Origin of the sequence: Streptomyces flavusporus (assembly GCF_046267975.1) — a bacterium.
Taxonomy (GTDB): Bacteria; Actinomycetota; Actinomycetes; order Streptomycetales; family Streptomycetaceae; genus Streptomyces; species Streptomyces flavusporus.
In genome coordinates, this window is record NZ_CP176503.1 from 8,588,327 (window position 1) to 8,614,423 (window position 26,097).

Sequence of the window (26,097 nt, forward strand, 5' to 3'; positions counted from 1 at the left end):
CCACCACACCAATCACCGGGACTGCGCGCCGCTCTGTGCGGAGGTCTCAGCAGACCCGGCTGGCCGGAGGCATCGCAGTCCCGTACTCGAACGTCCCGAGAAACATCCGCTCCATCGGGACGCCCTTAACTACGGATTAGGCTGGCCCGATGCAGGACGAGTACCGCACGGTCGCCCGCGCGGGCGTGCACGAAACCGAGGTCAACCGTTCGCGCTTCCTGTGCGCCCTCGCCCCGGCCGCCACCGAGCAGGAGGCCCAGGACTTCATCGCCGCCGTGCGCAAGGAGCACGCCGACGCCACGCACAACTGCTGGGCGTACGTCATCGGCGCCGACGCCTCGGTCCAGAAGGCGAGCGACGACGGCGAACCGGGCGGCACCGCCGGTGTCCCGATGCTCCAGATGCTGCTGCGCCGGGACATGCGGTACGTCGTCGCCGTCGTCACCCGCTACTACGGCGGGGTCAAGCTCGGTGCGGGCGGCCTCATCAGGGCGTACGGCGGAGCGGTCGGCGAGGCCCTGGACGCCCTCGGCACGATCACCCGCCGCCGCTTCCGGCTGGCCACGGTGACCGTCGACCACCAGCGGGCCGGCAAGGTTCAGAACGACCTGCGCGCCACCGGCCGAGAGGTGCGGGACGTGCGCTACGCGGAGGCGGTCACGATCGAGATCGGACTCCCGGACGCCGATGTGGATGCCTTCCGGGCCTGGCTCGCGGATGTCACCGCCGGGACGGCCGGGTTCGAGCTGGGCGGGGAGGCGTACGGGGACGCGTAGCGAAGGATGCTGTGCACCACAAGGATTTACGGGGCAATCTGCATCAAGTGGCTATAACGGATGTGCGCAGGGCCGGTCATGACGGGGCGATACAGGAGTAACCGCCCGGGGTGTCGGACCCGGCCGTTAGTACTTCAGCAGTGGTTCGTGTCCTGAGCTGGCGGTTGTCGTTGTCCTGGCATGGAGGGGATGACTGAAGTCGGTTGCTGGGCCGCCGAGTTGGAGTCGGTATTCGAGCGGGTGGCGGGCCGGTTCGGTCGGGCGGATCTGCGGTGGCGGATGCGGGACTATGTCCGCGGTCTGCTGGGCCAAGCGGCAAGGAAGAACGGTTGGCAGCTTGCGGAATGGGCAGGCCACCGCACTCCGGACGGCTTCCAGCGGCTGTTGAACAGCAGCGTCTGGGACGCGGATGCCCTGCGTGACGATGTCCGTGCTTACGTCGGTGAACGTCTCGGCCCGGACGGAGTGCTGATCATCGACGACACCGGGTTCATCAAGAAAGGCACCACCTCGGCCGGGGTCGGCCGACAGTACACCGGCACCTCGGGAAAGATCGACAACTGCCAGATCGGAGTGTTCGCCGCCTACGCCACCAGCTCGGGCCGGGCCCTGGTCGACCGGGACCTCTACCTGCCGAAAGCCTGGACATCCGACCGCGACCGCTGCAGGGCGGCGAAGATCCCTGACGAGCGGGGCTTTGCCCCCAAGGGCGAACTGGCCCGGAACATCGTCCGTCGCTGCATCGCCGCCGGCCTGCCCGCCACCTGGGTCACCGCGGACGAGGCCTACGGGCAGGACTGGCACTTCCGCCGCATGCTCGAACAACTCGACCTCGGCTACGTGGTTGCGGTGCCCAAGTCCCAGCAGATCAAGTCCCTGGCCGGGATGTGGCGCATCGACCAGCTCATCAAGGACGCCCCTTCCGATGCCTGGCAGCGGCTGTCCTGCGGCGATGGCGCCAAGGGCCCGCGCGTCTACGACTGGGCCGCGGCCAAGCTTCCCGCCAATTTCATCTTCGACCCCGGTCCGCCCACCCATCACCGCTGGGTGATGGCCCGCCGCAGCCTGTCCGACCCCGGCGAACTCGCCTACTACCTCGCCTACGCACCCGTCGGGATTGAGTTGGCCGAGCTGGTCCGGATCGCCGGCTCCCGCTGGGCGATCGAGGAGTGCTTCCAGGCCGCGAAGAACGAATGCGGCCTCGACCAGTACGAGGTTCGCCGTTACACCGGCTGGTACCGGCACATCACCCTGGCCATGCTCGCCCACGCCTTCCTGACAGCACTCGCAGCCCAGGCCGCCGACGCCACCGCAAAGGGGGCTGCAGAAACGGATCAGCCCTCGTCCCGCTCACCGTGGCAGAGATACGGCGACTCCTGGACGCTCTCCTGCCCCACCCACGAGCCGACCGCAACGCCGTCACCCACGCACTGAAGTGGTCGGCCTGGAGAAGACGCCGCCAAGCCATCGCCCGCCGCTGCCACTATCGAAAACGCAGCTCAGGACACGAACCGCTGCTGGAGTACTGAGATCCATGGGCGAGGCCAGAGAAAGAGGAGTGACGTGACGCTGCTCGTGGCGGCCGTGGCCGCGGGCGTCGTCACGGTGGATCACGGGGACCTTCTTCCAGGGCAGCTTGTGGAGTCGGCGGGCCTGACGGCGCTGGTTGTTCTTGATCGTGAGGAGGTAGTGGGCGCCGCGTTCGTGCAGGTGGGCGGCGTGGGAGTGCTGGGCGTGGAGAGCATCGGCGGTGATGACCGCCCCGGTGAGGTCTGTGTCGTCGATCTGGTCGAGCAGGGGCTGGAACTCGGGGATTTCGTTTGTTTTCGCGCCGATCTCGCGGGAGGCCAGGGTGATGCCGTCATCGTGGCGGACCGCGGAGAGCACGAAGACCCGACTGCCGTCGAGATGTCGTGCGCCGCGCAGGCACTTGCCGTCCACCGCGATCGCCTGGCGTCTGCGGCGCACCGGGTCGGCTCGGACGGCAGCGCGGTGGGCGCCGCTGTTCGCGCTCTGGGCCGCTGTCGGGCATCAGCGGAACGTCTGAGGAACGCACCGAGTTGGCGGGCCGCTGCGTGAGGGATTGTGGTGCGTATCGTCTGCAGGCCGGGCTTCTGCACTGGCGCGGGGAATCGCTGATGCCCAGCCCGTTGGCACGGACACCCATGCCGTCCTGAAGGCCCATGCATCCGACGGCATCTGCATCCGGCCGTGGACAGCGAGATCGGCCACGCGGGGTGGTGACCACCGTCCCTCAGCTGTGACGGTCCCATCTGGCACAGGTCGTAAGAACCGTCCTCCGATGCTGGCCGAGCTGCGGCGCTCCCAGTCGGCCGTCCGTGCCCTGCCAGGCAGTGCCGAGGTGATCCCGCTGTCGGACGCGTCGGTCGACCCGTGCTGGCCGGCAACGCCATGCACTGGTTCGACCTGGCCGTCGTCGGCCCCGAGACCGCCAGGGTCCTGACGCCCGGCGGCGTGCTGGCCGGCCTGTGGACCGTCATGGACGACGGGGTCGAATGGGCCTCCGGGCTCGCGCGGGCCGGCGGCGCCGCGGCTGTCGGCCCACGTGACGCACCCGCGAGCTGGCGCGCCGAGACGGCCGACGCACACTTTCCCGGGAACGGTGCTGCGCCCGGTTCGGTTCACCGGAGTAGGCCGAGTTCCGCACAGTCAGCGCCAGGCCGCGGACTCCCTCGTCGCGCCCCTCGCGACGCGCGCGGGAGTGCTGGTCATGCCGGAACAGGAACAACGGACCACGCTCGAGCGGATCCGCGGGTTCCTCGCAAGCTGGCCGGAGACCACCCACGGCGAGTTCACCCTCCCTCTGCTGACGGCGGTGCCGCGCATCCACCGGCTGTGACACACCGTCACGTTCAGGCAGACGGCCTCCACCATCGGCACCACACCGGCTCATCCGGTCACGGCCCGCACGTCGTACCGAGAGGAGGGCCGGGTTGCGAACTCGTGCGGCGGATGTTCTCGAAGGGTGCCGGTGTGCAGCACGAACAGGACCGTCCGACGCCCTCGGAGATTGTTTCTCCCGGTGTGATTAGTGATCGTGTGCTCTTTCAGCATACTGTCCCGAGCAGTTCGCAGAGACAGGGAGTTGACCCCCATGCACAACCAGGACGCGGCCTCACCGGAAAGCGGTGACGAACGGCTTGTCGCCGGGCGATACCGACTGCTGTCCGTGCTTGGCGAGGGCGGCATGGGCACCGTGTGGCGCGCCCGCGACGAGGTGCTGCACCGGGAGGTGGCGGTCAAGGAGGTACGCGCCTCCGTCGAACTGCCCGCGGAGCGCACCGCGCGGATGTACACCCGGCTGGAGCGGGAGGCGTGGGCGGCGGCGCGGGTCAACGCCCGTGGTGTGGTGACCGTCTACGACGTGGCCACCTTCGACGGCCGGCCATGGATCGTGATGGAACTTGTCCGTGGCCGGTCGCTGGCCGACGTGATCAGCGCCGAGGGCGCCGTGCCGCCGAAGGAGGCCGCGCGCATCGGCGTCGAGGTCCTGGCGGCGTTGCGCGCGGCGCACGGCGCGGGGGTGCTGCACCGCGACGTGAAGCCCGCCAACGTCCTGCTCGCCGACGAGGGCCGCGTCGTGCTGACCGACTTCGGTATAGCCACCGTGGAGGGGGACACGGCGCTGACGATGACCGGCGAGGTCGTCGGTTCGCCCGAATACCTGGCGCCGGAGCGGGCGTTGGGCCGGAACCCGGGCACCGCGTCCGACCTGTGGTCGCTCGGCGCGCTCCTCTACGCGGCCGTACAGGGCCGTTCGCCGTTCCGGCGGACGACGGCGCTGTCGACGCTGCGCGCCGTCGTCGACGACGAACTGCCGCCGCCGCACCGGGCGGGGCCGCTCACGCCGGTCATCGAGGGCCTGATGCGCAAGGACCCCGAGGAGCGGATGACGGCCGAGGAGGCCGGGCGTGCACTGCGGCTGGCCGCCGGGCAGTCGGCGGGCCCGGCGGAGGAGACGCGCACCACCGGCGACACCGACGGCGGCACGACCGACACCACCGTCGGCACGACCACACCCAGGCCCACAACCGCGCTCACGGCGGGTGTGACGGTGGAGGTCACCGCGGCGGAGGAACTGCCCGTCGCCGCGTCCGCCCCTGGAGTGACCGCGCCGACGGCGGCCGTCGAGGCCACGACGGCCGCCGTCGCCACGGCCGGGACGACGTGCACCACTCCCCCGGTGAGCGGACCCACGGCGGAGCCGCCCGCGACCGGCGGGACGACGACGGGCTCGGCGACGCCGGGTGGAACGACGCTCGGTGGAACGACGCTCGGTGGAACGACGAACAGCGGGACGACGACGGGCTCGGCGACGCCGGGTGGAACGACGAACAGCGGGACGACGACCGGCGGAGGGGCGACCGCCCCCCTGCCGGAGGCCGCCGCTGCCGCACCCGCCCCGGCGCCGTCGTTCGGTCCGCCTCTCGGCGGCGCGGGATTCGGGCCCGTGATCCCGGCAGCCGGCCCGGGCATCGGGCGCGCTCCCGCCCGGCGCAACCGCCGTACGGCCTACCTGATCGGGGCTGGCGCGGCCGTGCTGGTGCTGCTCGGCGGGAGCCTGACCTACGCGCTCGTGGGCCAGGACGGCGGGGACGAGGACGGCGGGAAGGGGCAGGGCGGGAGCCTCGCGCAGCCCGTGTCCGTGACGGTGGAGGGCGGCGCCACCACCTACGACGGGAGCTGCCCTCCGGGCGAAGCACAGGCGCCCTGGTTCACCGCTACGTTCTCGACGCATCAGTCTCCCCTCCAGTTCTCCTACCGGTGGGTCTCGGAGAACGGGGCGGTGGTCGACCGGCAGTGGCGGACGCTTTCGTTCCGGGAGGGCGAGCCGACCACCAAGCACAAGACGGTGCGGCTGACGACGTACGCGCAGGAGGGGACGCTGCAGAGCGCCATGGCGGTGGAGATCAAATCGCCGTTCGACGCCAGGTCCAACTCGGTGCCGTTCTCGGTGACCTGCCGCCCCGGCGGCGAGTGACTGACCGGCCGAACTCGTCGTACATACTTGAACCACCCCGGCTTTCCCTAAGGAGTCATCCGTGTTGTCGGTCATCGTGGGACGCACCGGTCCCTTCGCCGGTCAGAGTGTGGTACTCGGCGACGCTCCGCTGACGTTCGGACGCAAGAGTGACAACGACGTCATCATCGTCAGTGTCAGCGCATCCCGGCTGCACGCCGAGATCGTCACGGAGAACGGCGCGTACGTGCTCCACGACCGCGACAGCAGGAACGGCACGTACGTCAATGACAAGCGCGTCACCCGGCACGAGTTGACGCCGGGCGACACCATACGCATCGGCGACGAGACGTTCTTGTTCGAGACACAGGAGGCCGTGGAGACGGTCATGGACCTCTCCCAGCTCGCCCTGCCCCGTGCCAACGCGGCCGTGGATCCCGGCGTGCTGCGGGTCACGGTGACCGGCGGCGGCCCGGTCGGCCTCGCCTTCGCCCTGCTGCTGGAGGAGGCGCTGCCGGGCCGGGTCTCCGTCACCGTCTACGACGGCCGGTGGGTTCGCAGCGGAAGAGAGGTGGTCTGGAAGGACGAGGCCCTCGGCAACGTCCGCCGCCAGCAGGTCGTCACCGTCCAGAGCCGGCAGTACCTGGCCCTGACGGAGGAGATGCGGTCGGCGCTGTTCGGGGAGGGCCAGTTCTCGGAGATGTGGCCGCTCGGCCCCGACTCCGTCGACGGGCGGCCGCCCCGCAACATCCGGATCGCCTACATCGAGGACCGGCTGCTGGAGCTGGCCAACTGCAAGTCCGCGATCCGGCTGGTGCCCCAGCGGTTCGACCCGGCGGAACACGAACACCTCATCTCTGGCGACCACGTGCTGGTGATCTGCGAGGGCGGCCGCTCGCGTACCCGTGAGTACTTCGCGGACCGCTTCGGCGCGGCCGACGCCTCCATCTACTCCCTGGACGGAGAGCACCTCCAGGACGTGGTGCTGGGGCTGCGGGTCAAGTCCCGGCTCTCGGACCCGATGAGCGTCCTGCTGACGGTGGCACAGAACCGGTTCCTGCTCAACTCGCTGCGCGGCGAGGGCTTCCTGAACATGCGGCTGACCCGCGAGGAGGCGCGCAACGTCATCGGGATCGACCCGGTGCGGCAGGTCTTCGAGGAGTGCATCGCGGCCCGGCCGTGCGTGATGAGCCGCCATGAGGACAACGAGTTCGTCTGCCCGACCCACGGCACGCTGTTCCTGCCCGCGCTGCTGCGCGGCTCGCCGCTGTGGAAGCGGATCCTGGAGGGACTGCGGCTGTTCGGCGTCGCGGAGGACGACCTCAGCGCGGTCACGTCGTTCCGGCTGGACATGGTGCAGCGCCCGCGGTTCACCGCGCAGCTCACCCGCCCGACCGCCGACCGCCCCGGGACGTACGGCTTCCTGCTGGGCGACGCGGCCAACGCCATCCACTTCTGGCCCGGGCGCGGCCTGAACAGCGGCCTCGCCTCGGCCGTCTCCCTGGCCCGCTCCCTCAGCCGCGTCTGGCAGGGCCGGCCGCTGCGCGACGCCGACTTCATCCGCCACGAGGCGGCGATGTCGATGCTCCAGTACCGTCACAAGAGCCGCGCGTGGAACGCCATGGTCACGACGGACGAGCGGGGCGTGACCCGGGCGATCAAGGACATCATCGACCGCAGCATGGACGGTACGGCGGACCCGGCGTCCCCCGGTACGGCCGGGGCGGACCTGGAGATCCTCCTGGACCGCATGCGCGGGATCCGCGACCGCCTCTCGGCACGACTGCCGGGCATGCCCGACGACGAGGAACTGCGCGCCCACCTCTCGACGCTGGCCCCGACGACCTTGCGGACGCTCCAGGAGAGCGGCGCGTGGGACACGCTGATCGTCGGCGGCGAGGAGGCGGACATCGACATTTTCTACCAGGAGAACGCCCCGGTCTTCGTCCCCGCGACCCGGCAGGCGACCGGCCAGTTCGTGGACCCGCGCACGCCGGCCTGACCGCCCGACACCCCGCCCCGTGCCCGGTCCCGCGTCCGCCGACGCGGGACCGGGCCATGGGGCGGGGCCGGGCGGGGTGCTCGATGGAATGTTGATCGCCTGGGTGCGGAAGGGGAACCGGGTGATTCCCGGCCGCTGTTCACGCACAGGGCGTTTGGCGCGGAAATTCAATTCAATTGAACGGGAATTCAAGAAACCGATCGAATGGTTGACGACATTCGCTCTCCCGTGCTGTCACTTGCTGCCCTCAGACCGCCCGGTTAAGGTTGCGGTGCATCGCTCCAAAAGGGGAGATTCCCACGGTCGATCGAAGCACGGTGCCCGCCGTGGAGGATTTCTGGGGATCGCAACACGAGCACCGGCGTTGACGGGGTCCCCTGACCACGGGTGGTGGTCGCCATGCGCGGCGGCCGAGGGCGCAACGCCGAACTCGACGCACGGGGCTGCAATTGCGGGAGGTAGCCGTCACCTTCCGGGGTGACCGAGGCTCGCAACATGGAGGAGGTGCCACTTTACCTGAGCGGGGGGCAGGGTAGCGGTTGCTCTTCGGGGCGGCCGAGGATCGCAACACGAACACCGCGCCAGCGTCGGGCAGTTGGGTCATGTGGCGGTTGCCCTCCGCACCTCCCTGTGGGCCTTGAGCGTGCTCCGCGCCAGTGGCGGTCGCGCCCTCTGGGGCGGCCGAGGACCGCAACTACGCAGCACCACTCGTAGGCCCGTCGTCTTCCCTGGTGGCGGTCGCCCTTCGGGGCGGACCGAGGATCGCAACGGAGAGTTGGAGGCCGGCGTGCCTGTGGCGAGAGCGCGGCGGTTGCTTTCCGGGCCGCCGAGATCGGGCAGTTGTGCCACGCGGCGGTTTCCCTCCACACCGCCCTGTGGGCGTTGAGCGTGCTCCGCACCACCTGGCGGTCGCCCTCCGGGGTGGCCGAGGATCGCAGCGCGCTCCTGCAGCGGGCCGACGGAACGGGCATCTTCCAGGACTTTCAATTACGAGGGTGATCTGAGGTGAGTGGCGGATCAGGGGGGTGATATGCGTTAGCGTGGCGGGTGTTTTGACGGCGAGCCCCGTGCTGGTTCGTGCTGGTTTTAGAGGCGCAGTAGGGGTAAACATGCAGGTCAGGGCGATTTCATGAAAGTGCTGCACACTTCCGACTGGCATCTCGGCCGGGCGTTCCACCGGGTGAGCATGCTCGGCGCCCAGGCCGAGTTCATCGGCCACCTCGTCACGACCGTGCGTGAGCACGACGTGGACGCGGTCGTCGTGTCGGGAGACGTGTACGACCGGGCCGTACCGCCGCTGGCCGCGGTGGAGCTGTTCGACGACGCCCTGCACCGGCTCGCCGACCTCGGTGTGCCGACGGTGATGATCTCCGGGAACCACGACTCCGCCCGCCGTCTCGGGGTCGGTGCCGGGCTGATCGGGCGGGCCGGCATCCACCTGTGCACCGATCCCTCCGCGGCCGGGATGCCGGTGATCCTGGCGGACGAGCACGGAGACGTGGCGTTCTACGGCCTGCCCTACCTCGAACCCGCCCTGGTGAAGGACGAGTTCGGGGTGGAGAAGCCGGGGCACGAAGCCGTGCTCGCCGCTGCCATGGACCGGGTCCGCGCCGACCTCGCCACGCGCGCACCCGGCACGCGGTCCGTCGTCCTCGCGCACGCCTTCGTCACCGGCGGCGAGGCCAGTGACAGCGAGCGGGACATCACCGTCGGCGGTGTGGCGTCGGTGCCGGCGGCCGTCTTCGACGGCGTGGACTATGTGGCGCTCGGGCATCTGCACGGCTGCCAGACCCTCACCGAGCGCGTGCGCTACTCCGGCTCCCCGCTGGCGTACTCCTTCTCGGAGACCGCGCACCGCAAGAGCATGTGGCTCGTCGACCTCGACGCCGACGGCTCGGTCGCCGCCGAGCGCGTCGACTGCCCGGTGCCGCGCCCGCTCGCCCGGATCCGGGGCCGGCTGGAAGAGCTGCTCGCCGATCCGGCGCTCGCGCCGCACGAGGCGGCCTGGGTCGAGGCGACGCTCACCGACCCGGTCCGCCCGGCCGACCCCATGGCCCGCCTCACCGAGCGGTTCCCGCACACCCTCAGCCTCGTCTTCGACCCCGAGCGGGCCGCCGACGAGCCCGAGGTGTCCTACGCCCGGCGCCTCGCGGACCGCAGCGACCAGCAGATCGCGGAGGACTTCGTGGCCCATGTGCGCGGCGCGGGGCCCGACGCGGACGAACAGGCCGTACTGCGCGACGCGTTCGACGCGGTGCGCGCGGACCAGGCCGTGCGGGAGGTGGCGCGGTGATGCCGTACATCATGGTGGAGGGGGCCCGATGAGGCTGCACCGGCTGGACATCACCGCCTTCGGCCCCTTCGGCGGCACCCAGACCATCGACTTCGACGAACTGTCGGCCGCGGGACTCTTCCTGCTGCACGGACCGACCGGCGCCGGCAAGACGTCCGTCCTGGACGCCGTGTGCTACGCGCTCTACGGCTCCGTACCCGGCGCCCGGCAGAACGGCCAGGGCGCGACCCTGCGCAGCGACCACGCCGCAGCCGCCACGCGCACGTCGGTCACCCTCGAACTGACCGTCGCCGGGCGCCGGTTGGAGATCACCCGGCAGCCGCCGTGGGAGCGCCCCAAGAAGCGCGGCACCGGCACCACACTGGACAAGGCGCAGACCTGGCTGCGCGAGTACGACGCCACGGCCGGCAGCCGGAAGGACCTCAGCCGCTCCCACCAGGAGATCGGCGAGGAGATCACCCAGCTGCTCGGCATGAGCCGCGAGCAGTTCTGCCAGGTCGTCCTGCTGCCCCAGGGCGACTTCGCACGCTTCCTGCGCGCCGACGCCGAGGCCCGCGGGAGGCTGCTGGGCCGCCTCTTCGACACCCACCGTTTCGCGGAGGTCGAGAAGCGGCTCGCCGAGCGCCGGCGTGCGACCGAGGCCGGGGTGCGCGACGGGGACGCGGCGCTGCTGGCCGAGGCGCACCGCATGCAGCAGGCCGCGGCCGACTCCATGGAGCTGCCCGAGCTGGCGCCCGGCGATCCCGGCCTGGCCGAGGCCGTTCTGACCGCCGCCGCCGTCGCCCGCAGCACCGCCCGCGAGCAGCTGACCGTCGCGCGGTGCGGCCTCGCCGCCGCCGAGGCCGCCCAGGCCGCCGCCGACCGCGCGCTCGACGGCGTACGCGAAGTGGACCGATTGCAGAAGCGGTTCGCACAGGCCCAGGAGCGGGCCCGGCTGCTGGAGGAGAGAAGCGAGGCCCACCGGGCGGACCGGCAGCGCATGGAGCGGGGCCGCAAGGCCGAGGCGGTGGCGCCCGCCCTGGAGCTGCGGGAGTCCGCCGGTGCCGAACACCGGCAGGCGGCGACGGCCGAGGCACGCGCGCGTGCCGCGCTGCCGGACGGCTTCGCCGAAGCGGGCGCGGTCGGGCTCGCGGCCGCCGCGCGCCGGACCGCCGAGGAGCTGGGCGGCCTCGAATCCGCCCGCCGCGCCGAGCAGCGCCTGGCCGCACTCAGTGAGGAGCGCGCCGACCTCGGCCGCCAGGAGCGCGCCGACGAGGACGCCCTCCGGGAGGCGGAGGCCTGGCTGGCCGAGTGGGAGACGACCCGGGTCGGGCTGCAGGCGCGCATCGACTCCGCGCTGGAGGCCGTCTCCAGGGCCGAGCAGCTCGCCGTGCAGCGCGAGCCCGTGCAGCAGCGGCTCGGCGCCGCGCGGCTGCGCGACCAACTGGCCGGGGACACGGAGCGGGCCCAGCAGCAGGCCCTTGCCTCGGGAGAGCGTGCGCTGCGGGCCCGGGCGCACTGGCTCGACCTGAAGGAACAGCGTCTCAACGGCATCGCCGCCGAACTCGCCGCGAACCTCGAGGACGGCGAGCCCTGTGCCGTCTGCGGCGCCACCGAACACCCCGCCCCCGCGCGGAAGATCGCCGGGCACGTGGACCGCGAGGCGGAGGAGCGGGCGCTGACCGCCTACCAGCGTGCGGAGGAAGCGCACACCGAGGACGAGCGGCGTCTCGCCCTCGTACGAGAGGCCCTCGCCGCCGCGACCGCCGAAGCGGGCGACGCCCCGACGGATCAACTCGCTGGCGAGGCCGAGGAATTGGAGCGGCTCTTCGCACAGGCCCGCCGGGACGCGTCCGGGCTGCACGCCGCGCGCGAGGAGCTGCGCCGCGCCGAGCACGAACACGAGCGGCGGACCACCGCCCGGCGACAGGCAGAGCTGCGCGCCGCCTCCCGGCTGGCCCGCCGGGAGGCTCTGGACCGTGAAAAGGCGTCCCTGGAAGGGGAGTTGACACAGGCGCGGGGCTCCTCGGGCAGTGTGGCCGCGCGCGCCGCGCAACTGGAGCTGCAGGTGGCCCGGCTCACCGAGGCGGCCGACGCGGCCCGCGTCGCCGAGGACACGGCCCAGCGGCTCAAGGACGCCGACGCCCGGCTCGCCGACGCCGCCTTCCGCGCCGGCTTCGACACCCCGCAGGCCGCGGCCGCCGCCCTGCTGGACGACACCGCGCACCGTGAGCTGCAACGACGGCTCGACGCCTGGCAGTCCGAGGAGGCCGCCGTGCGCGCGGTCCTGGCCGAGGCCGACACCGCGGCCGCCGCCCGGCAGCCGCGCGCCGACCTCGCCACGGCCGAGCGCACCTCAGCGGTGGCGGCCCAGCGGATGCGTGACGCGGCCTCCGCATGCGACGCCGCCGCCCGCCGCTGCAGCGAACTCGACCGGCTCTCCGCGCGGGCCGCCGCCGGGGTACGACGGCTGGGGCCGCTGCGCGAGGAGTACGACCGGGTGGCCCGGCTGGCCGGGCTCGCGGCCGGCACCTCCGCCGAGAACGAGCGCAAGATGCGCCTGGAGTCGTACGTCCTCGCGGCCCGCCTGGAACAGGTGGCCGCCGCCGCGACCGTACGACTGCAACGCATGTCCTCCGGCCGCTACACCCTGGTCCACTCCGACGACCGCACCGGCCGCGGCCGCAGCGGCCTCGGGCTGCACGTCGTCGACGCCTGGACCGGGCGTGAGCGGGACACGGCGACCCTGTCGGGCGGCGAGACGTTCTTCGCGTCGCTCGCGCTCGCCCTCGGTCTCGCGGACGTCGTCACCGACGAGGCGGGCGGGGTCCGGCTCGACACCCTGTTCATCGACGAGGGCTTCGGCAGCCTCGACGACCAGACGCTGGATGAGGTCCTGGACGTCCTCGACTCCCTGCGCGAGCGGGACCGCAGCGTCGGCATCGTCAGCCATGTCCCCGATCTGCGGCGGCGCATCCATGCCCAGTTGGAGGTGGTGAAGGGCAGATCGGGGTCGGTGCTGCGGCAGCGGGGCGTCGGCTGAGCTCACCGTCCCAACGGGCGGCGCGGCAGGGGGGACGAGTAGACCACGCTCGTGGTCACCGAGCCCAGTGCGCCGATCTTGCCGGACACCTCTTCCAGATGGCGCATCGAGCGCGCGGCGACCTTGATGACGAAGCAGTCGTCGCCCGTCACATGGTGCGCCTCCAGGATCTCGGGGGTCGCCGCGACGAGGTCGTGGAACGGCTTGTAGTTGCCGTTCGGATAGCGCAGTCGCACGAACGCCAGGACCGGCAGTCCCAGCCGCTCGGGGTCCACGACGGCCGCGTACCCCTGGATGACCCCCGCCTCCTCCAGGCGCCGCACCCGTTCCGTGACCGCGCTCGCGGACATCGAGACGGCACGCGCCAGCTCGGCGAAACTGGCCCGGCCCTCCCGCTGCAGGACATCGAGGATGCGCCAGTCGGTGGCGTCCGGGGAAAACGCGGTCATCCCCGATGGATAGCAGGGGAAACCCCGGCTGATCAAGGGGAACGCCGTGGATCGCTCCTTAAGGAAGGGGATCACCAGGCGTAGATTTCCGGTCGACGAAGCTCGCAACGGAAGGCCAGAGATGAGCAGCAGCACGACCGCCGTCAACCCCGTCCTGCGGGTCGCCCCCGCCGCACCGGCCGCGGCCGCCGCCTACTTCCGCGCAAGCCTCACCTTCCACGCCGATGTCTCCGACGTGGCCGCCGCGCTCGCGGCCGGCGGCGAAGCGGGCTTCGTCGTCGTGGACTCCCGCTCCACCGAGTCCTGGGACCAGGGCCATGTCCCCGGCGCGATCCACCTGCCGACCGCGCTCGTCCCGGAGCAGGCCGAGCAGCTCCTCGACCGGTCGGTGCCGGTCGTGACGTACTGCTGGGGCCCCGGCTGCAACGGCGCCACCCGTGCCGCCCTCGCCCTCGCCGAACTCGGCTACCAGGTCAAGGAGATGCTCGGCGGCTTCGAGTACTGGGTACGCGAGGGCTTCGAGTACGAGACCTGGCAGGGCCGCGAGCGACGCCCCGCCGACCCTCCCCCACGCTCGAACAAAGCTCGCGCGGGGGCGCCCCCATCGGCGCCGGTCGACGCGGAGGACTGCGGGTGCTGACGGTTCCTGTGCAGGGGGAGGACTGCGGCGGCTGACGCCACACGCCCGGTGCGGAAATTCATGTGCGCCCCGCCCGCAGCTTCCCGAGCATGGTCGTCATGCCGAAACTTCCGCACCCCGCCCCCGAAGAGCTGCGCCGCGACCCCCTGCCCCTGCACGGCCGGACCGCGCTTGTCACCGGGGCGAGCCGACGAGGCGGCATCGGGCATGCCGTGGCCCGGCGGCTGGCCGCGTACGGGGCAAGCGTCTATCTGCACCACCATGTGCCGCACGACGCCGCCATGCCCTGGGGCGCCGACCGGCCGGAGGACGTGGTCGCCTCCGTGCGCGGGGCGCTCGGCGACCCGGACGCCCGGGTCGTCGCCGGGCCCGGCGACCTCTCCGACCCGGGCGCGCCCGCCGAGCTGATCGCCACCGCCGCCGATGGGGGTGCCCCCGCGCGAGCTTTGTTCGAGCGTGGGGGAGCTCGGCGGACGGCTCGACGTCCTCGTCGCCAATCACGCCCTGAGCGGCTCGGACGGCACCCTGGACACGATCGACGCCACGATGCTCGACGCCCACTGGGCGGTCGACACCCGCTCGGTCCTGCTGCTGGTGCAGGAGTATGCGCGGCTGCGGGCCGGGCTGCCGCCGCGTACGCCGGGCGGGCGCGTGGTGATGATGACCTCGGGGCAGGACATCGCGGGCGGGATGCCCGGTGAGATCGCCTACGCCCTCCAGAAGGGTGCCCTCGCCTCGATCACCCGCTCCCTGTCGACGACGCTCGCCGAGCAGGCGGTCACGGTGAACACCGTCAACCCCGGCCCCGTGGACACGGACTACCTGACCGGCGAGGCCCACGCGGCCGTGGCCGAGCGGTTCCCCGCCGGGCGGTGGGGCATGCCCGACGACCCGGCCCGTCTCATCGCCTGGCTGGCGACGGACGAGGCGGCGTGGATCACCGGTCAGGTCATCGACTCCGAGGGCGGATTCCGGCGCTGATCAGAGGGCGGACAGCTCGTCCACCAGGTCGTCCAGGCCCAGGGAGCCCTGGGAGAGGGCCGCCATGTGCCAGGCCTTGAGGTCGAAGGCGTCACCGTGCCGCTTGCGGGCGTTCTCGCGGCCCAGCAGCCAGGCGCGTTCACCGAGCTTGTAGCCGATCGCCTGGCCGGGGATCGTGAGATAGCGGGTCAGCTCGCTCTCCACGAAGTCCGCCGGCCGGCTGCTGTGCGCGCCGAAGAACTCCTGGGCCAGCTCGGGGGTCCAGCGCTCACCCGGGTGGAAGGGTGAGTCCGCCGGAATCTCCAGCTCCAGGTGCATACCGATGTCCATGATGACCCGCGCGGCCCGCATCATCTGCGCGTCGAGGTAGCCGAGCCGCTGCTCCGCGTCGGTGAGGAAGCCCAGCTCGTCCATCAGGCGCTCCGCGTACAGCGCCCAGCCCTCGGCGTTGGCGCTGACCCCGCCGATCGTGGCCTGGTAGCGGGAGAGGTTTCCGGCGACATGCGTCCACTGGGCGAGCTGGAGGTGATGGCCGGGGACGCCCTCGTGGTACCAGGTCGAGACGAGGTCGTACACCGGGAAGCGGGTCTGGCCCATGGTCGGCAGCCAGGTGCGGCCCGGACGCGAGAAGTCCTCCGACGGGGGCGTGTAGTAGGGGGCGGCCGCGCTGCCGGGCGGGGCGATGCACGACTCCACCTTCCGGACCCGCTCGGCGAGTTCGAAGTGCGTGCCGTCCAGCGCCTCGATCGCCTGGTCCATCAGGTCCTGCAGCCACTGCCGGACCTCGTCGACGCCCTCGATGTGCCGGCCGTGCTCGTCGAGGTGCGCGAGCGCCACCCACGGCGTCTTCGCGCCGGGCAGGATCTTCTCGGCCTCCTGCTTCATCTCCGCGAGGATGCGGTGGAACTCGGCCCAGCCGTACGCATACGCCTCGTCCAGGTCGAGGTCGGTGCCGTTGAAGTAGCGCGACCAGCGGGCGTAGCGCTCCCGGCCCACGGTGTTCGGTGCGCCCTCGATCGTCGGTGTGTACACGTCGCGCGTCCAGTCCCGCAGCTCCACGACGGCCGCTGTCGCGGCGTGGGCGGCGTCGTCCAGCTCCGTGCGCAGCGACTCGGGGCCGGCCGAGGCGAAGTCCTCGAACCAGCCGCGGCCGGTGCCGTCTGTGTCCGACCACTCGGTGAGCTGCTCGACCAGGGTCGCCGTCGGCCGGGGAGCCGCGTACAGCTTGCGTTCCAGACCGAGCGCGAGGGACTCGCGGTAGCCGGCCAGCGCGGCCGGCACCGCCCGCAGCCGCTCGGCGATGGCCGCCCAGTCCTCCTCCGTCTCCGCCGGGGTCACGGTGAACACCTCGCGCACCGAGTGCACAGGCGTGCCCAGGTTGCCGACCCGGCGCAGCCCCTCGTCGGCCTCGTGCACGGCAAGCTCGGCGGTGAGCCGCTCGCGCAGCAGGCGTGCGCACCGGCGCTCGATGTCACTGTCCGCGCCGGGTCGGCCTTCGGCCTCGTCGAGCCGCGCGAGCGTCCTGCGCGCCAACTCCGCGAGCGCCTCCTGGCCCGCGGGCGAGGTGTCGGGCAGGCGGCTCGAACTCTCCTGCACGCCGAGATAGGTACCGGTGATCGGATCGAGGGCGATGAGCTCGTCGACGTAGGCGTCGGCTACCTCACGGGGCAGCGGGCTGTTGGTCTGTGACATGCGGACCATCCTCATACGAGGTGCCGCCGCGCGTCACCCGGATTGAGCCGACGGCGAAGGCGGCAACAGCGGGCCGCAGTCCCACTGTTGGAAAATCAGCCGGGTCTCCACGCGGGCGACTTCACGCCGGGACGTGAACTCGTCCAGGACCAGCCGCTGCAGATCCGCCATGTCCGCGACCGCGACATGGACGAGATAGTCGTCGGGACCGGTGAGGTGGAAGACGGTCAGCGACTCCGGCAGCGCCCGGATCCGCTCCACGAACGGTCCCACCAACTCCCGCCGATGCGGCCTGACCTGCACCGACAGCAGTGCCTGCAGCCCACGCCCCAGCTTGGCCGGATCCAGCCGCAGCTGATGGCCGAGGATCACGCCCGCGCGGCGCAGCCTGGTCACCCGGTCCAGGCAGGTCGACGGGGCGACCCCGACCTGGGCGGCGAGATCGCGGTAGGTCGTCCGGGCGTCGTTCTGCAACAGCCGCAGCAGATCGAGATCCACCGGATCCAGTACGACAGATTCGGCCATCTGTCGAACATATCACGGCCTCTGCGGCAAGCGACCCGGTCAGTGTTCACCCTTCCCTCCATGGACACGCCCATCGCATCGAGAGCACTGGCCACCGAGGCCGTGCACGCCGGCCGCGACGACCTCGCCCGTCAGGGACTGCACGCCCCGCCGATCGACCTGTCCACCACCTATCCCTCGTACGACAGCCGCGGCGAGGCCGCCCGCATCGACGCCTTCGCCGCCACCGGCGCGGAACCGGACGGCGCGCCCGTCTACGCCCGGCTCGGCAACCCCACCGTCGCCCGCTTCGAGACCGCCCTGGCCCGCCTCGAAGGCACCGAGTCGGCCGTGGCGTTCGCCAGCGGCATGGCCGCGCTGAGCGCCGTCCTTCTCGTACGGGGGTCCATGGGGCTGCGCCACGTCGTGGCCGTACGCCCGCTGTACGGCTGCAGCGACCACCTGCTCACCGCCGGACTCCTCGGCAGCGAGGTCACCTGGACCGACCCGGCCGGCATCGCGGACGCGCTGCGCCCCGACACCGGGCTGGTCATGGTGGAGTCCCCGGCGAACCCCACCCTCGCCGAACTCGACCTGCGGGCCGTCGCCCACGCCTGCGGTTCCGTCCCGCTGCTGGCCGACAACACCTTCGCCACGCCGGTGCTGCAGCGTCCCGCCGAGCAGGGCGCACGGCTGGTGCTGCACAGTGCCACCAAGTACCTCGGCGGGCACGGGGACGTCATGGCCGGTGTGGTCGCCTGCGACGAGGAGTTCGCCCGGCGGCTGCGGCAGGTGCGGTTCGCCACCGGCGGGGTGCTGCATCCGCTGGCCGGCTATCTGCTGCTGCGCGGCCTTTCGACCCTTCCGGTCCGGGTGCGGGCCGCGTCGGCGAACGCCGCCGAGCTCGCCCGCCGCCTCGCCGCCGACCCGCGCGTCGCCCGCGTCCACTATCCCCGCATCGGCGGCGCGATGATCGCCTTCGAGGTGACCGGCGACCCGCACGCGGTCATCGGCGGCGTCCGGCTGATCACTCCCGCCGTGAGCCTCGGCAGCGTCGACACCCTCATCCAGCACCCGGCGTCCATCAGCCATCGCATCGTCGACGCGGACGACCGCCGGGGCGCCGGCGTCAGCGACCGGCTGCTGCGGATGTCGGTGGGCCTGGAGGACGTCGACGACCTGTGGGCCGACCTGGACCGCGCCCTGGGGGAACGGGTGTCGCCGCCGCAGCAGCGAACCGCGGCAGCGCGCGGCTGATCCGGGGCACGCGCAAACGGCCCGGTGTTCACCACCGGGCCGTTCCTTGCGGAGGTGGCAGGGGTCAGTCCCGCACGCTGGGCTGTCCGGCCTCGTCGTGGTCGTACGGCAGTCGCGAGCTGACCGGCGTCGCGTCCAGTCGGGCCGTGATCACCAACGTGCCCTCCTCGATCTGGTAGTCCAGCGGCAGGCCCAGTCCGCGCATCGCGGCGACCATGCCGGTGTTGGACGACCGCGTCACGGCGTACACGCTCTCGCAGCCCGCCTCCACCGCCATCGTCACCAGGCGGCCGAGCAGCTCGCCGCCGATGCCGCGCCGCTGCCACTCGTCCTCGACGAGCAGCGCGACCTCCGTCTCGTCCCCGTCCCACAGCAGATGACCGAGCCCGATGATGTGGCCCGACGCGGTCTGTACGGCGAGCGTCCGGCCGAAGCGCGGGCTGAGCAGATGGTTGAGGTAGCGGTCCGCGTCACCGACCGGACCGTGGTACCGCATCGCGAGCGTCCTCTTCGAGCACCGCTCGTGCATCTCCTTCGCGGCCTCGAGGTCGCTCGTGTCGGCCCGGCGCACCGTGATGGCACTGCCCTGCGGCAGCGTCAGCACGTCCTGGCTGCGCGGGATGCGCGGCCCGAGCCGGGCGTCCAGCTCCACCAGCGCCCGCGCCCGCGCGAACTCGGTCGGTGTGAACGGCAGATACGGCCGCTCGACGGTGATCACTCCGCCTTCCGGTGCGCGCAGCCGCATCGCGGTGTCCTCCAGGGCTCCCTCCACCGCAATGCCGTCCGTCCCGTGGTCGCCCCCTGCCGGGGCGGGCAGCGAACGGATGGTGCACCGGCCGAGCAACTGCCGTAGCGCCAACGGCAGTTCGGCGCCGTCCAGCGCGGTGCGGGTGGCAAGGCCGAGGATCCGGGTCGGCGCGTCCACCAGGTCGTGGGCGTCGGCCCGCTCGATCCAGGTGTCCGTACCGCCCGCCCGCGAGACCGCCCGGGTGATCTCGGACGCCGCGAGCTCTGCGGGAGCCCGCAGCAGGAACTCGTCGACCGTGCCGTCGCCCAGCGGATGCGTCTGCAGGCTCAGAATGTCGACCCGGTGCCCGGCGAGGGCCGTGCACAGCGCGGCCAGCGAGCCCGGTTCGTCCTTCACCGTCGTCCGCATCCGCCACAGCGTGTCCTCCCCGGCCTCGGACTCAGGGCTCGCGGACGGCCCGGCCTGCTGCTCCGGGGAGCGCGGCCGGGCGCCGGTATCGCTCTTCGGAGGAGCGTGACCGTGGCGCCGTGCCCACCAGATGTGGAAGGCGGCCGTGGCGAGCAGGACGACCGCCGAGATCACCAGCAGCGCCGGACCGTCGGGTCCGTGCCCGATCAGGTTCGCCACGGCATCGGCCACCGCGACGGCGGTGAAGAGGGCGGCGAGTTCGACGACGTCCCGTCGCCAGTGGTGCACAGGACGCCCGTTTTTTGCACGCGTCACATCAGAGATGTCTCGACTCATGCAGCCACTGTGAAGGAAAGGTGTTGCGTGATCACGAACGCTTTGTGACTGCTCGGTAAAGCATGGTTCTGTCCGTTTTGCAGTTCTTTTTGCGAGTGTGTTGCGTCAGAGGTGTCAACGAGGTGACATCGGCCGCGTGTACCGAATCTACTGGCCGACGCGGCCCGGCTGCAGCACCTGCGTGAACAGCACGGTGCCGTCCTGCTCGCGCAGCCGCACCGTCATCTCCCCGCTGTGGCCGTCGATGTCCACCTCGCCGAAGAACTGATAGCCCCCGGCCGGTGAGACGTTGGCCGTGGCCGGCGCCTTCACGAACACCCGCTCCGGGCCGAAGGTGTTGTCGAGCGTGTTGGCGGGGAAGGTGCCCGCGTTGAGCGGGCCCGAGACGAACTCCCAGAACGGCTCGAAGTCGGTGAAGGCTGCCCGCGACGGCTGGTAGTGCTGCGCCGAGGTGTAGTGCACATCGGCGGTCAGCCACACCGTGCCCGTGATCCGCCGGTGCTTGACGAACCGCAGCAGCTCGGCGATCTGCAGCTCACGGCCGAGCGGCGCCCCGGGGTCGCCCTGCGCGACCGCCTCGATGTTCGGTCTGCCGTCCCCGGTGTCCGGCACGACCAGGCCGAGCGGCATGTCGGAGGCGATCACCTTCCACACCGCTCGGGAGCGGGACAGCTCCCGCTTGAGCCACTCCAACTGCTCGCGGCCGAGGATGCCCTGCTGGTCGGTGGTCTGGTCGTCCGTGGAGTTCGCGTTGCGGTAGGTGCGCATGTCCAGGACGAAGACATCGAGCAGCGGGCCGTGGTGCTGGACCCGGTGGACCCGGCTGTCGGGGCGGCGCAGCGTCGAGATCGGGAAGTACTCCGAGAACGCCTGCCGGGCGCGCGCGGCGAGCACGTCGACGTTCTTCTCGGTGTACCGGGTGTCGGTGAGGATCTCACCCGGGTACCAGTTGTTGGTGACCTCATGGTCGTCCCACTGGATGATGGACGGCACCTGGGCGTTGAAGGCGCGCAGGTTCTCGTCCAGCAGGTTGTAGCGGAAGTTGCCGCGGAACTCCGCCAGCGTCTCGGCGACCTTGGACTTCTCCTCGGTGATGACGTTCCGCCAGATCCGCCCGTCGGGCAGGGCCACGGTCTCGGTGATCGGACCGTCGGCGTAGACGTTGTCACCGCTGCAGATGAAGAAGTCCGGGTCGAGGGCGGCCATCGCGTCGTAGATCCGGTAACCGCCGAGCTCCGGGTTGATGCCCCAGCCCTGTCCGGCCAGATCGCCGGACCAGACGAACCGCACCCCGTCGCGCCGCCGGTCGGACGCCGTGCGGAAGGTGCCGGTGACCGGCTCGCCGGTGCGACGCGGGTCGTCGGGGTCGGCGAGCAGCACGCGGTAGTGGATCTGCTCGCCGGACGGCAGTCCGCGCAGCCGGGTCGTGCCGGTGAAGTCCGTGCCGGCGCCGAGCAGCGGGCCCTGCCATCTGCGCGGGTTGCGGAACGACTCTGTCGCAGACGTCTCGACGATCATCCGGGCCGGCCGGTCGGACCGTACCCACACCAGCCCGGAGTGCGCGGTCACGTCGCCCGTCTGTACGCCCCAGCCCGCCGAGGGGCGCCCCGACCGGGCGAGGGCCGGCGCCGCGCCGAGGCCGACGGGCAGGGTCAGGGCCGCCGACGCGGCGAGGGAGCCGCGCAGGACGCTGCGGCGGGTGGGGAAGGGACGGTGTGACATGGGGCGCCTCCAGGACAGGACGGTTCCGGCCAGTTGCGATGCCACAACTACTGGTGCGCCGCAGCGCACACGGAAACCACAAGTGAACAACTGACCGTGGGCGCACGGGAAAGCGGCGGCGACCGGGGGCACAAGAACAGGAGAGCCTCCTGACGGACCGTCTCCGCTCAGCGGCTGCCGTCGAGCAGGACCCGCGCGACCAGCGCCGGGTCGTCGTTCATCGGGACGTGACCGCAGCCGGGTAGCCGGACCAGCCGGGCCCGGGGAATGACGTACTTGGCGCGGACGCCCTGTCGGGGCACGAGCAGCCGGTCCCTGCTGCCCCAGGCCACGGTGACCGGAATCCCCGGAACGTCATCGGTGAACTGCACGTCCCTTCCGGTCCGCAGGGTCTCCGAGAAGCCCTCGGTACGCGCCAGCGCGAGCGTCTCCGCGACCACGGCCTCGGGGGAACGGCGGGCCGGGCGGGCGTAGATGGTGCTCGTCAGGAGCGTACGGCCGAGCGCCGGGCGGGCGAGCCGCTCGACCACGGGCAGCGGCATCCGCTGCGCGATCTGCCGCATCGTCATCAGGACACCGAAGGCGTAGCGCCGCTCGACCGGCGACCAGAAGCCGGCCGGGGACAGTGCCGTGACCGACCGGACGAGCCGGTCGCGACCGAGCTGCAACGCCAGCAGACCGCCCAGCGAATTGCCCGCCACATGCGGCCGTTCGACATCCAGCGCCTCGCACAGCGCGGTGAGTACGGCGGTCATCGACGGCAGGTCGTGCGTCAGCCCGGCCGGGAGCGCCGGGGATTCCCCGCAGCCCGGCAGATCCACGGCGATCACATCGCGCCCGGGCGCCAGGGCGGGGATCACCGGGTCCCACACCTGCCGGTGGTGACCTATGCCGTGCAGCAGGAGCAGCGGTGCACCGGTGCCCGCGCGCGTAGGAGACGGATACGCTCCGCGGGCCGTGCGGGGTGGGAACCTTGAAGGAGACGGTGGCGGACATACAGCTCCTTGGCGAGGACTCGTGCGCCGGACGTGGTGTAGACACCTTGTCAGCAATAGCTACCGTCGGGTAGCCCACGGTCGCCGTCAGCCGCTCAGCCGTACGGACCGCGAAGTCCCGCCCGCGGAATCCGCCTGGACACGACCGGACACGTCGGATGGGATGAGGGCGTGACCACCGACACCGCCACCGAGGTCTTCGAAGAGCACCGCGCCGTCCTCCTGGGCGTCGCCTACCGCATGCTCGGCCGCGTGGCCGACGCGGAGGACGTGGTGCAGGAGGCCTGGCTGCGCTGGTCCGGCGCCGACCGGTCCGAAGTGCGCGTACCGCGCGCGTTCCTGGTGCGTGTCACCACCCGCCTCGCCGTCGACCGGCTGCGTCAGATCAAGGCGCGTAACGAGGCGTATGTCGGCCCCTGGCTGCCCGAGCCGTATGTCACCGAGTTCGGCGGCGCCGTTCCGGACGCCGCGGAGCGGGTGATGCTGGCCGACTCCGTGTCCCTCGCGGTACTCGTCGTCCTGGAGTCGCTGTCGCCGCTGGAGCGGGCCGTGTTCGTCCTGCGGGAGGCCTTCGGATACCCGTACGCGGACATCGCCGCCATGCTCGACCGGGCTGAGCCGGCCGTACGGCAGTTGGCGGGCCGAGCCCGCAAGCACGTCGACGAGCGCCGACCGCGCTACGACGTCGACCCCGTCCAGCGCCGTGATCTCACCGAGCGGTTCCTCGCCGCCGCGGCGGACGGGGACCTCGAGGGCCTCATGTCGCTGCTCGCCCCCGACGTCCGGCTCGTCGGCGACAGCGGCGGCAAGGCGAAGGCGCCCCTGCGGGTGCTTCAGAGCGCCGACAACGTGGGCCGCTTCCTTGTCGGCGCCGCCCGCAAGGGCATTGCGGCGGCGTCCTTCCGGTTCCTGGAACTCAACGGCGGCCCCGCGGTGCTGGTCCTGTCCGGGGGCGAGCCCGACTCCGTGTTCCAGCTGGACGTCCTCGACGGGCGCATCCATTCGGTCTACGTCATCCGCAACCCGGACAAGCTGCGGAGGCTGGCCGGCGAGTAGCCGCCGTTGCCGCCATGCCACCTATGCGGCGTTTTACGAACGCCCCGTGAATGCTTCACGTCGGTCCGCCCGTACGGCGCCCAAGGGATCGAGGATTGGTCTTGACCAAGGGGGAGGGCCGTCCTATGGTCGCAGATAAGTGCAACAACCTTTAATAAACAAGGGCGCTAAAACGCCGCCGGATCACGGCGATTGCGGAGGACAGGGTGGGGACCACGCAGCTGGAATCGGTGCCGGAACCGAAGTACTGGCACCTCAAGACCGTGCTCACGGAGGCACTGGACTCCGAGTTCTCCGTGGGCGAGATCCTGCCCAACGAGCGCGACCTCGCCGCCCGCTTCGGCGTCGCCCGCGCCACGCTGCGTCAGGCCCTGGAACAGCTCGAACTGGAAGGCCGGCTGCAACGCCGCCGCGGCGTCGGTACGACCGTCGCGCCGCCGCGCGTGGGAGTGGCCGTCGGCACCGAACAGCACGCCTGGCCGGGCGCGCCCGGCGATGCCTGGCAGGCCGTCGACTGCACGACGGCGGCGCCGCCGGCGGCGGTCGCCGGCGCCCTGGAGACCGGCCGTGACGAACCCGTGCACATCGTGCGCCGCACCCGGATGACACACGGCCAGTCGGTCGCCGCCGAGCTGCTGTACATTCCCGAGTCGTCCGTGCCCGAGCTGTCCGCCATCGACGCCCCGGCAGGACCGGCACGCGTGCGTGCGTTGCTGCGTGAGCTGCAGCGCATGGAGCTGGAGGGCCAGGACAGCGCCGTGGAGCTGGGCTCGGCCCGGGCCGACGACGCGAAGGAACTCGACCGGCTGCCGGGCGCGCCTGTACTCGTCGTCACCACCCGCTACTTCGCCGAGGGCCGCACCGCCGCGCTCTCCGTTGCCACCTACCGCGCGGACACCTGCCGACTGACCTTTGGGGACTCGGGCGGCGTGGAGATCCACCAGGACCCACAGCGTCGGGCATCCTGACCGCCGGTCCCGACGTCTCGCGCTCGGAAGGCGCCCGGGGGTACGCGGGGTTTTCCGGGCCCGTCGGCGTGCGCTTCAGTGGCGTGCCGTCACTGTGCTCTCGACCGCGAAGAGCTGCTCCTCCACATGGTCCAGGGCCAGTCGCAGCGCCCCTGTCGCCACCGCGGCCTCGCCGAGCAGTGACAGGGTCACCTTCGGCGGCCGCAGGCAGTAGCGCGCCAGCTCGCGCCGCAGCGGGTCCAGTACGCCGTCCAGTCCCGCCGCCCAGCCACCGATGACGACCAGCTCCGGATCGAGGGCCAGCACGAGCGCGGCGACATCGTGCACCAGCCGCTGAATGAAGCGGTCCACGGCGGCCCGGGCCCGCTGATCGCCCTGGCGGGCCTGGGCGAAGACCTGGGCGACCGCCTGCTCGTCCAGCGGATGCAGCGGCTCGTCCGTCGTGGACAGCAGCGTCTCCGGGGTGACGTCCCGGCCCAGCAGATGCAGCGCACCGATCTCACCGGCGGCCCCGCCGAAACCGCGGTGCAGCCGCCCGCCGATCAGCGAACCGGCGCCGGGGCTCAACCCCGCCAGTACGAACACGACGTCGTCGGACTCGGTGGCGGAACCCTTCCAGTGCTCGGCAACGGCCGCCGCGTTGGCGTCGTTCTCCAGCAGGACCGGGCACTTGAAGGAGCGGCCCAGCCGTTCCCCGAGACGCAGCCCCGTCCACCCAGGCAGCGCCGTACCCAGCCGTACCGTGCCGTCCGCCTCGACGATCCCGGGCGTGGCCACCCCCACCGCCCGCAGCGATCCGCGCGCCACCCCGGCCCGCCGCAGCAGCTCGGCGACCGCGGTGCGCAGCCGCTCCAGGCGCTCGTCCGCGTGCGCCGTCTCGTCGACGTCCTTGGCCTGCGCGCCGATCACCCGCCCGTCCAGGTCGGCGAGGAGCGCGGCGACGCGATGCGCCCCGATCTCCAGCCCCAGCAGATGACCGGCCTCGGCCCGGAACCGGAACCTCCGCGCGGGCCGCCCCTGACGCCGCGCGGCACCCTCCTCGGCCGCCTTCTCCACCACGAGACCGGCCTCGATGAGCCCTTCGACGACGCCCTCGACGGTGGGCCGGGACAGCCCGGTCACCCGGGTGATCTCCGTCAGCGTCGCGCAGTCCGTGGCACGCAGCGCGTGCAGCACCACCGCGGAATTGATCCTTCGCAACAGCGAGGGATCCCCGCCGGTCAGCCGCCCCACCGTCCGTCCTCCCAGCTCGTGCGCGTGTTGGCCG

General features: G+C 71.8%; 17 protein-coding genes and 3 pseudogenes. 12 read left to right on the forward strand and 8 right to left on the reverse strand.

Annotation, left to right across the window (positions count from 1 at the left end):
- Positions 1-149: 149 nt before the first annotated feature.
- Together ACKTSN_RS40390 and ACKTSN_RS40395 are read left to right on the forward strand one after the other, a co-directional pair.
- The gene (locus ACKTSN_RS40390) at positions 150-776 is read left to right on the forward strand and encodes a YigZ family protein (RefSeq protein ID WP_224740285.1); all 627 of its coding nucleotides are present in this window, start codon (positions 150-152) and stop codon (positions 774-776) included.
- Positions 777-956: 180 nt separating this feature from the next.
- Positions 957-2,210 carry an IS701 family transposase gene (locus ACKTSN_RS40395; protein WP_409473602.1) on the forward strand — a complete coding sequence of 418 codons (1,254 nt, stop codon included), beginning with the start codon at positions 957-959 and terminating at the stop codon, positions 2,208-2,210.
- 66 nt (positions 2,211-2,276) lie between these two features.
- On the opposite strand, the pseudogene ACKTSN_RS40400 reads toward ACKTSN_RS40395, so the two are convergent.
- A pseudogene (locus tag ACKTSN_RS40400) lies at positions 2,277-2,838 on the reverse strand (ISAs1 family transposase); the annotation flags it as partial.
- Between the two features lie 669 nt (positions 2,839-3,507).
- Here ACKTSN_RS40400 and ACKTSN_RS40405 point away from each other — a divergent pair.
- From ACKTSN_RS40405 to ACKTSN_RS40425, 5 genes are all read left to right on the forward strand, one after another.
- Complete coding sequence (locus ACKTSN_RS40405; RefSeq protein ID WP_409473603.1) at positions 3,508-3,636, forward strand: hypothetical protein; 129 nt, start codon at positions 3,508-3,510, stop codon at positions 3,634-3,636.
- A gap of 255 nt (positions 3,637-3,891) precedes the next feature.
- The gene (locus tag ACKTSN_RS40410; RefSeq protein ID WP_409473604.1) at positions 3,892-5,778 is read left to right on the forward strand and encodes a serine/threonine-protein kinase; all 1,887 of its coding nucleotides are present in this window, start codon (positions 3,892-3,894) and stop codon (positions 5,776-5,778) included.
- Positions 5,779-5,839: 61 nt separating this feature from the next.
- Positions 5,840-7,759, forward strand: coding sequence for an FHA domain-containing protein (locus tag ACKTSN_RS40415; protein ID WP_409473605.1), 1,920 nt, complete (start codon positions 5,840-5,842; stop codon positions 7,757-7,759).
- A gap of 1,129 nt (positions 7,760-8,888) precedes the next feature.
- Complete coding sequence (locus ACKTSN_RS40420) at positions 8,889-10,052, forward strand: exonuclease SbcCD subunit D (RefSeq protein WP_409473606.1); 1,164 nt, start codon at positions 8,889-8,891, stop codon at positions 10,050-10,052.
- 28 nt (positions 10,053-10,080) lie between these two features.
- On the forward strand, positions 10,081-13,074 hold the full coding sequence (locus ACKTSN_RS40425) for an AAA family ATPase (RefSeq protein ID WP_409473607.1): 2,994 nt from the start codon (positions 10,081-10,083) through the stop codon (positions 13,072-13,074).
- A gap of 2 nt (positions 13,075-13,076) precedes the next feature.
- Here the strand turns inward: ACKTSN_RS40425 and ACKTSN_RS40430 are convergent, their stop codons facing one another.
- Positions 13,077-13,523 (reverse strand): Lrp/AsnC family transcriptional regulator, encoded by a 447-nt coding sequence (locus tag ACKTSN_RS40430; RefSeq protein ID WP_129796659.1) that lies wholly within the window; start codon positions 13,521-13,523, stop codon positions 13,077-13,079.
- A 121-nt stretch (positions 13,524-13,644) separates the two neighbouring features.
- On the opposite strand from ACKTSN_RS40430, the gene ACKTSN_RS40435 reads away from it, so the two are divergent.
- A complete protein-coding gene (locus ACKTSN_RS40435; protein WP_409473608.1) occupies positions 13,645-14,163 on the forward strand; it encodes a rhodanese-like domain-containing protein in 519 nt (172 codons plus the stop codon).
- A 98-nt stretch (positions 14,164-14,261) separates the two neighbouring features.
- A pseudogene (locus ACKTSN_RS40440) lies at positions 14,262-15,144 on the forward strand (SDR family oxidoreductase).
- On the opposite strand, the gene ACKTSN_RS40445 reads toward ACKTSN_RS40440, so the two are convergent.
- Both ACKTSN_RS40445 and ACKTSN_RS40450 read right to left on the reverse strand, forming a co-directional pair.
- Positions 15,145-16,836, reverse strand: a complete 1,692-nt coding sequence (locus tag ACKTSN_RS40445; protein ID WP_409473609.1) for a DUF885 domain-containing protein — start codon at positions 16,834-16,836, stop codon at positions 15,145-15,147. It lies immediately after the preceding pseudogene.
- 33 nt (positions 16,837-16,869) lie between these two features.
- Positions 16,870-17,361: an Lrp/AsnC family transcriptional regulator gene (locus ACKTSN_RS40450; RefSeq protein ID WP_224737214.1), complete on the reverse strand. Its 492-nt coding sequence runs from the start codon at positions 17,359-17,361 to the stop codon at positions 16,870-16,872.
- Positions 17,362-17,421: 60 nt separating this feature from the next.
- Here ACKTSN_RS40450 and ACKTSN_RS40455 point away from each other — a divergent pair, with 60 nt between their 5' ends.
- A complete protein-coding gene (locus ACKTSN_RS40455; RefSeq protein ID WP_409473610.1) occupies positions 17,422-18,597 on the forward strand; it encodes a trans-sulfuration enzyme family protein in 1,176 nt (391 codons plus the stop codon).
- A 64-nt stretch (positions 18,598-18,661) separates the two neighbouring features.
- On the opposite strand, the gene ACKTSN_RS40460 is transcribed toward ACKTSN_RS40455, so the two are convergent.
- From ACKTSN_RS40460 to ACKTSN_RS40470, 3 genes and pseudogenes are all read right to left on the reverse strand, one after another.
- Entirely contained in the window at positions 18,662-20,089 is a 1,428-nt protein-coding gene (locus ACKTSN_RS40460) for a GNAT family N-acetyltransferase (RefSeq protein WP_409473611.1), read from the reverse strand.
- 147 nt (positions 20,090-20,236) lie between these two features.
- Positions 20,237-21,811 carry an alkaline phosphatase D family protein gene (locus tag ACKTSN_RS40465; RefSeq protein ID WP_409473612.1) on the reverse strand — a complete coding sequence of 525 codons (1,575 nt, stop codon included), beginning with the start codon at positions 21,809-21,811 and terminating at the stop codon, positions 20,237-20,239.
- 167 nt (positions 21,812-21,978) lie between these two features.
- Positions 21,979-22,807: pseudogene (locus tag ACKTSN_RS40470) on the reverse strand (alpha/beta fold hydrolase).
- 170 nt (positions 22,808-22,977) lie between these two features.
- On the opposite strand from ACKTSN_RS40470, the gene ACKTSN_RS40475 reads away from it, so the two are divergent.
- Positions 22,978-23,862, forward strand: coding sequence for an RNA polymerase sigma-70 factor (locus ACKTSN_RS40475; protein WP_409473613.1), 885 nt, complete (start codon positions 22,978-22,980; stop codon positions 23,860-23,862).
- 206 nt (positions 23,863-24,068) lie between these two features.
- Positions 24,069-24,830 (forward strand): GntR family transcriptional regulator, encoded by a 762-nt coding sequence (locus ACKTSN_RS40480; RefSeq protein WP_409473614.1) that lies wholly within the window; start codon positions 24,069-24,071, stop codon positions 24,828-24,830.
- A 75-nt stretch (positions 24,831-24,905) separates the two neighbouring features.
- Here ACKTSN_RS40480 and ACKTSN_RS40485 read toward each other — a convergent pair whose 3' ends face one another.
- Complete coding sequence (locus ACKTSN_RS40485) at positions 24,906-26,063, reverse strand: ROK family transcriptional regulator (protein ID WP_409473615.1); 1,158 nt, start codon at positions 26,061-26,063, stop codon at positions 24,906-24,908.
- Positions 26,064-26,097: the final 34 nt, after the last annotated feature.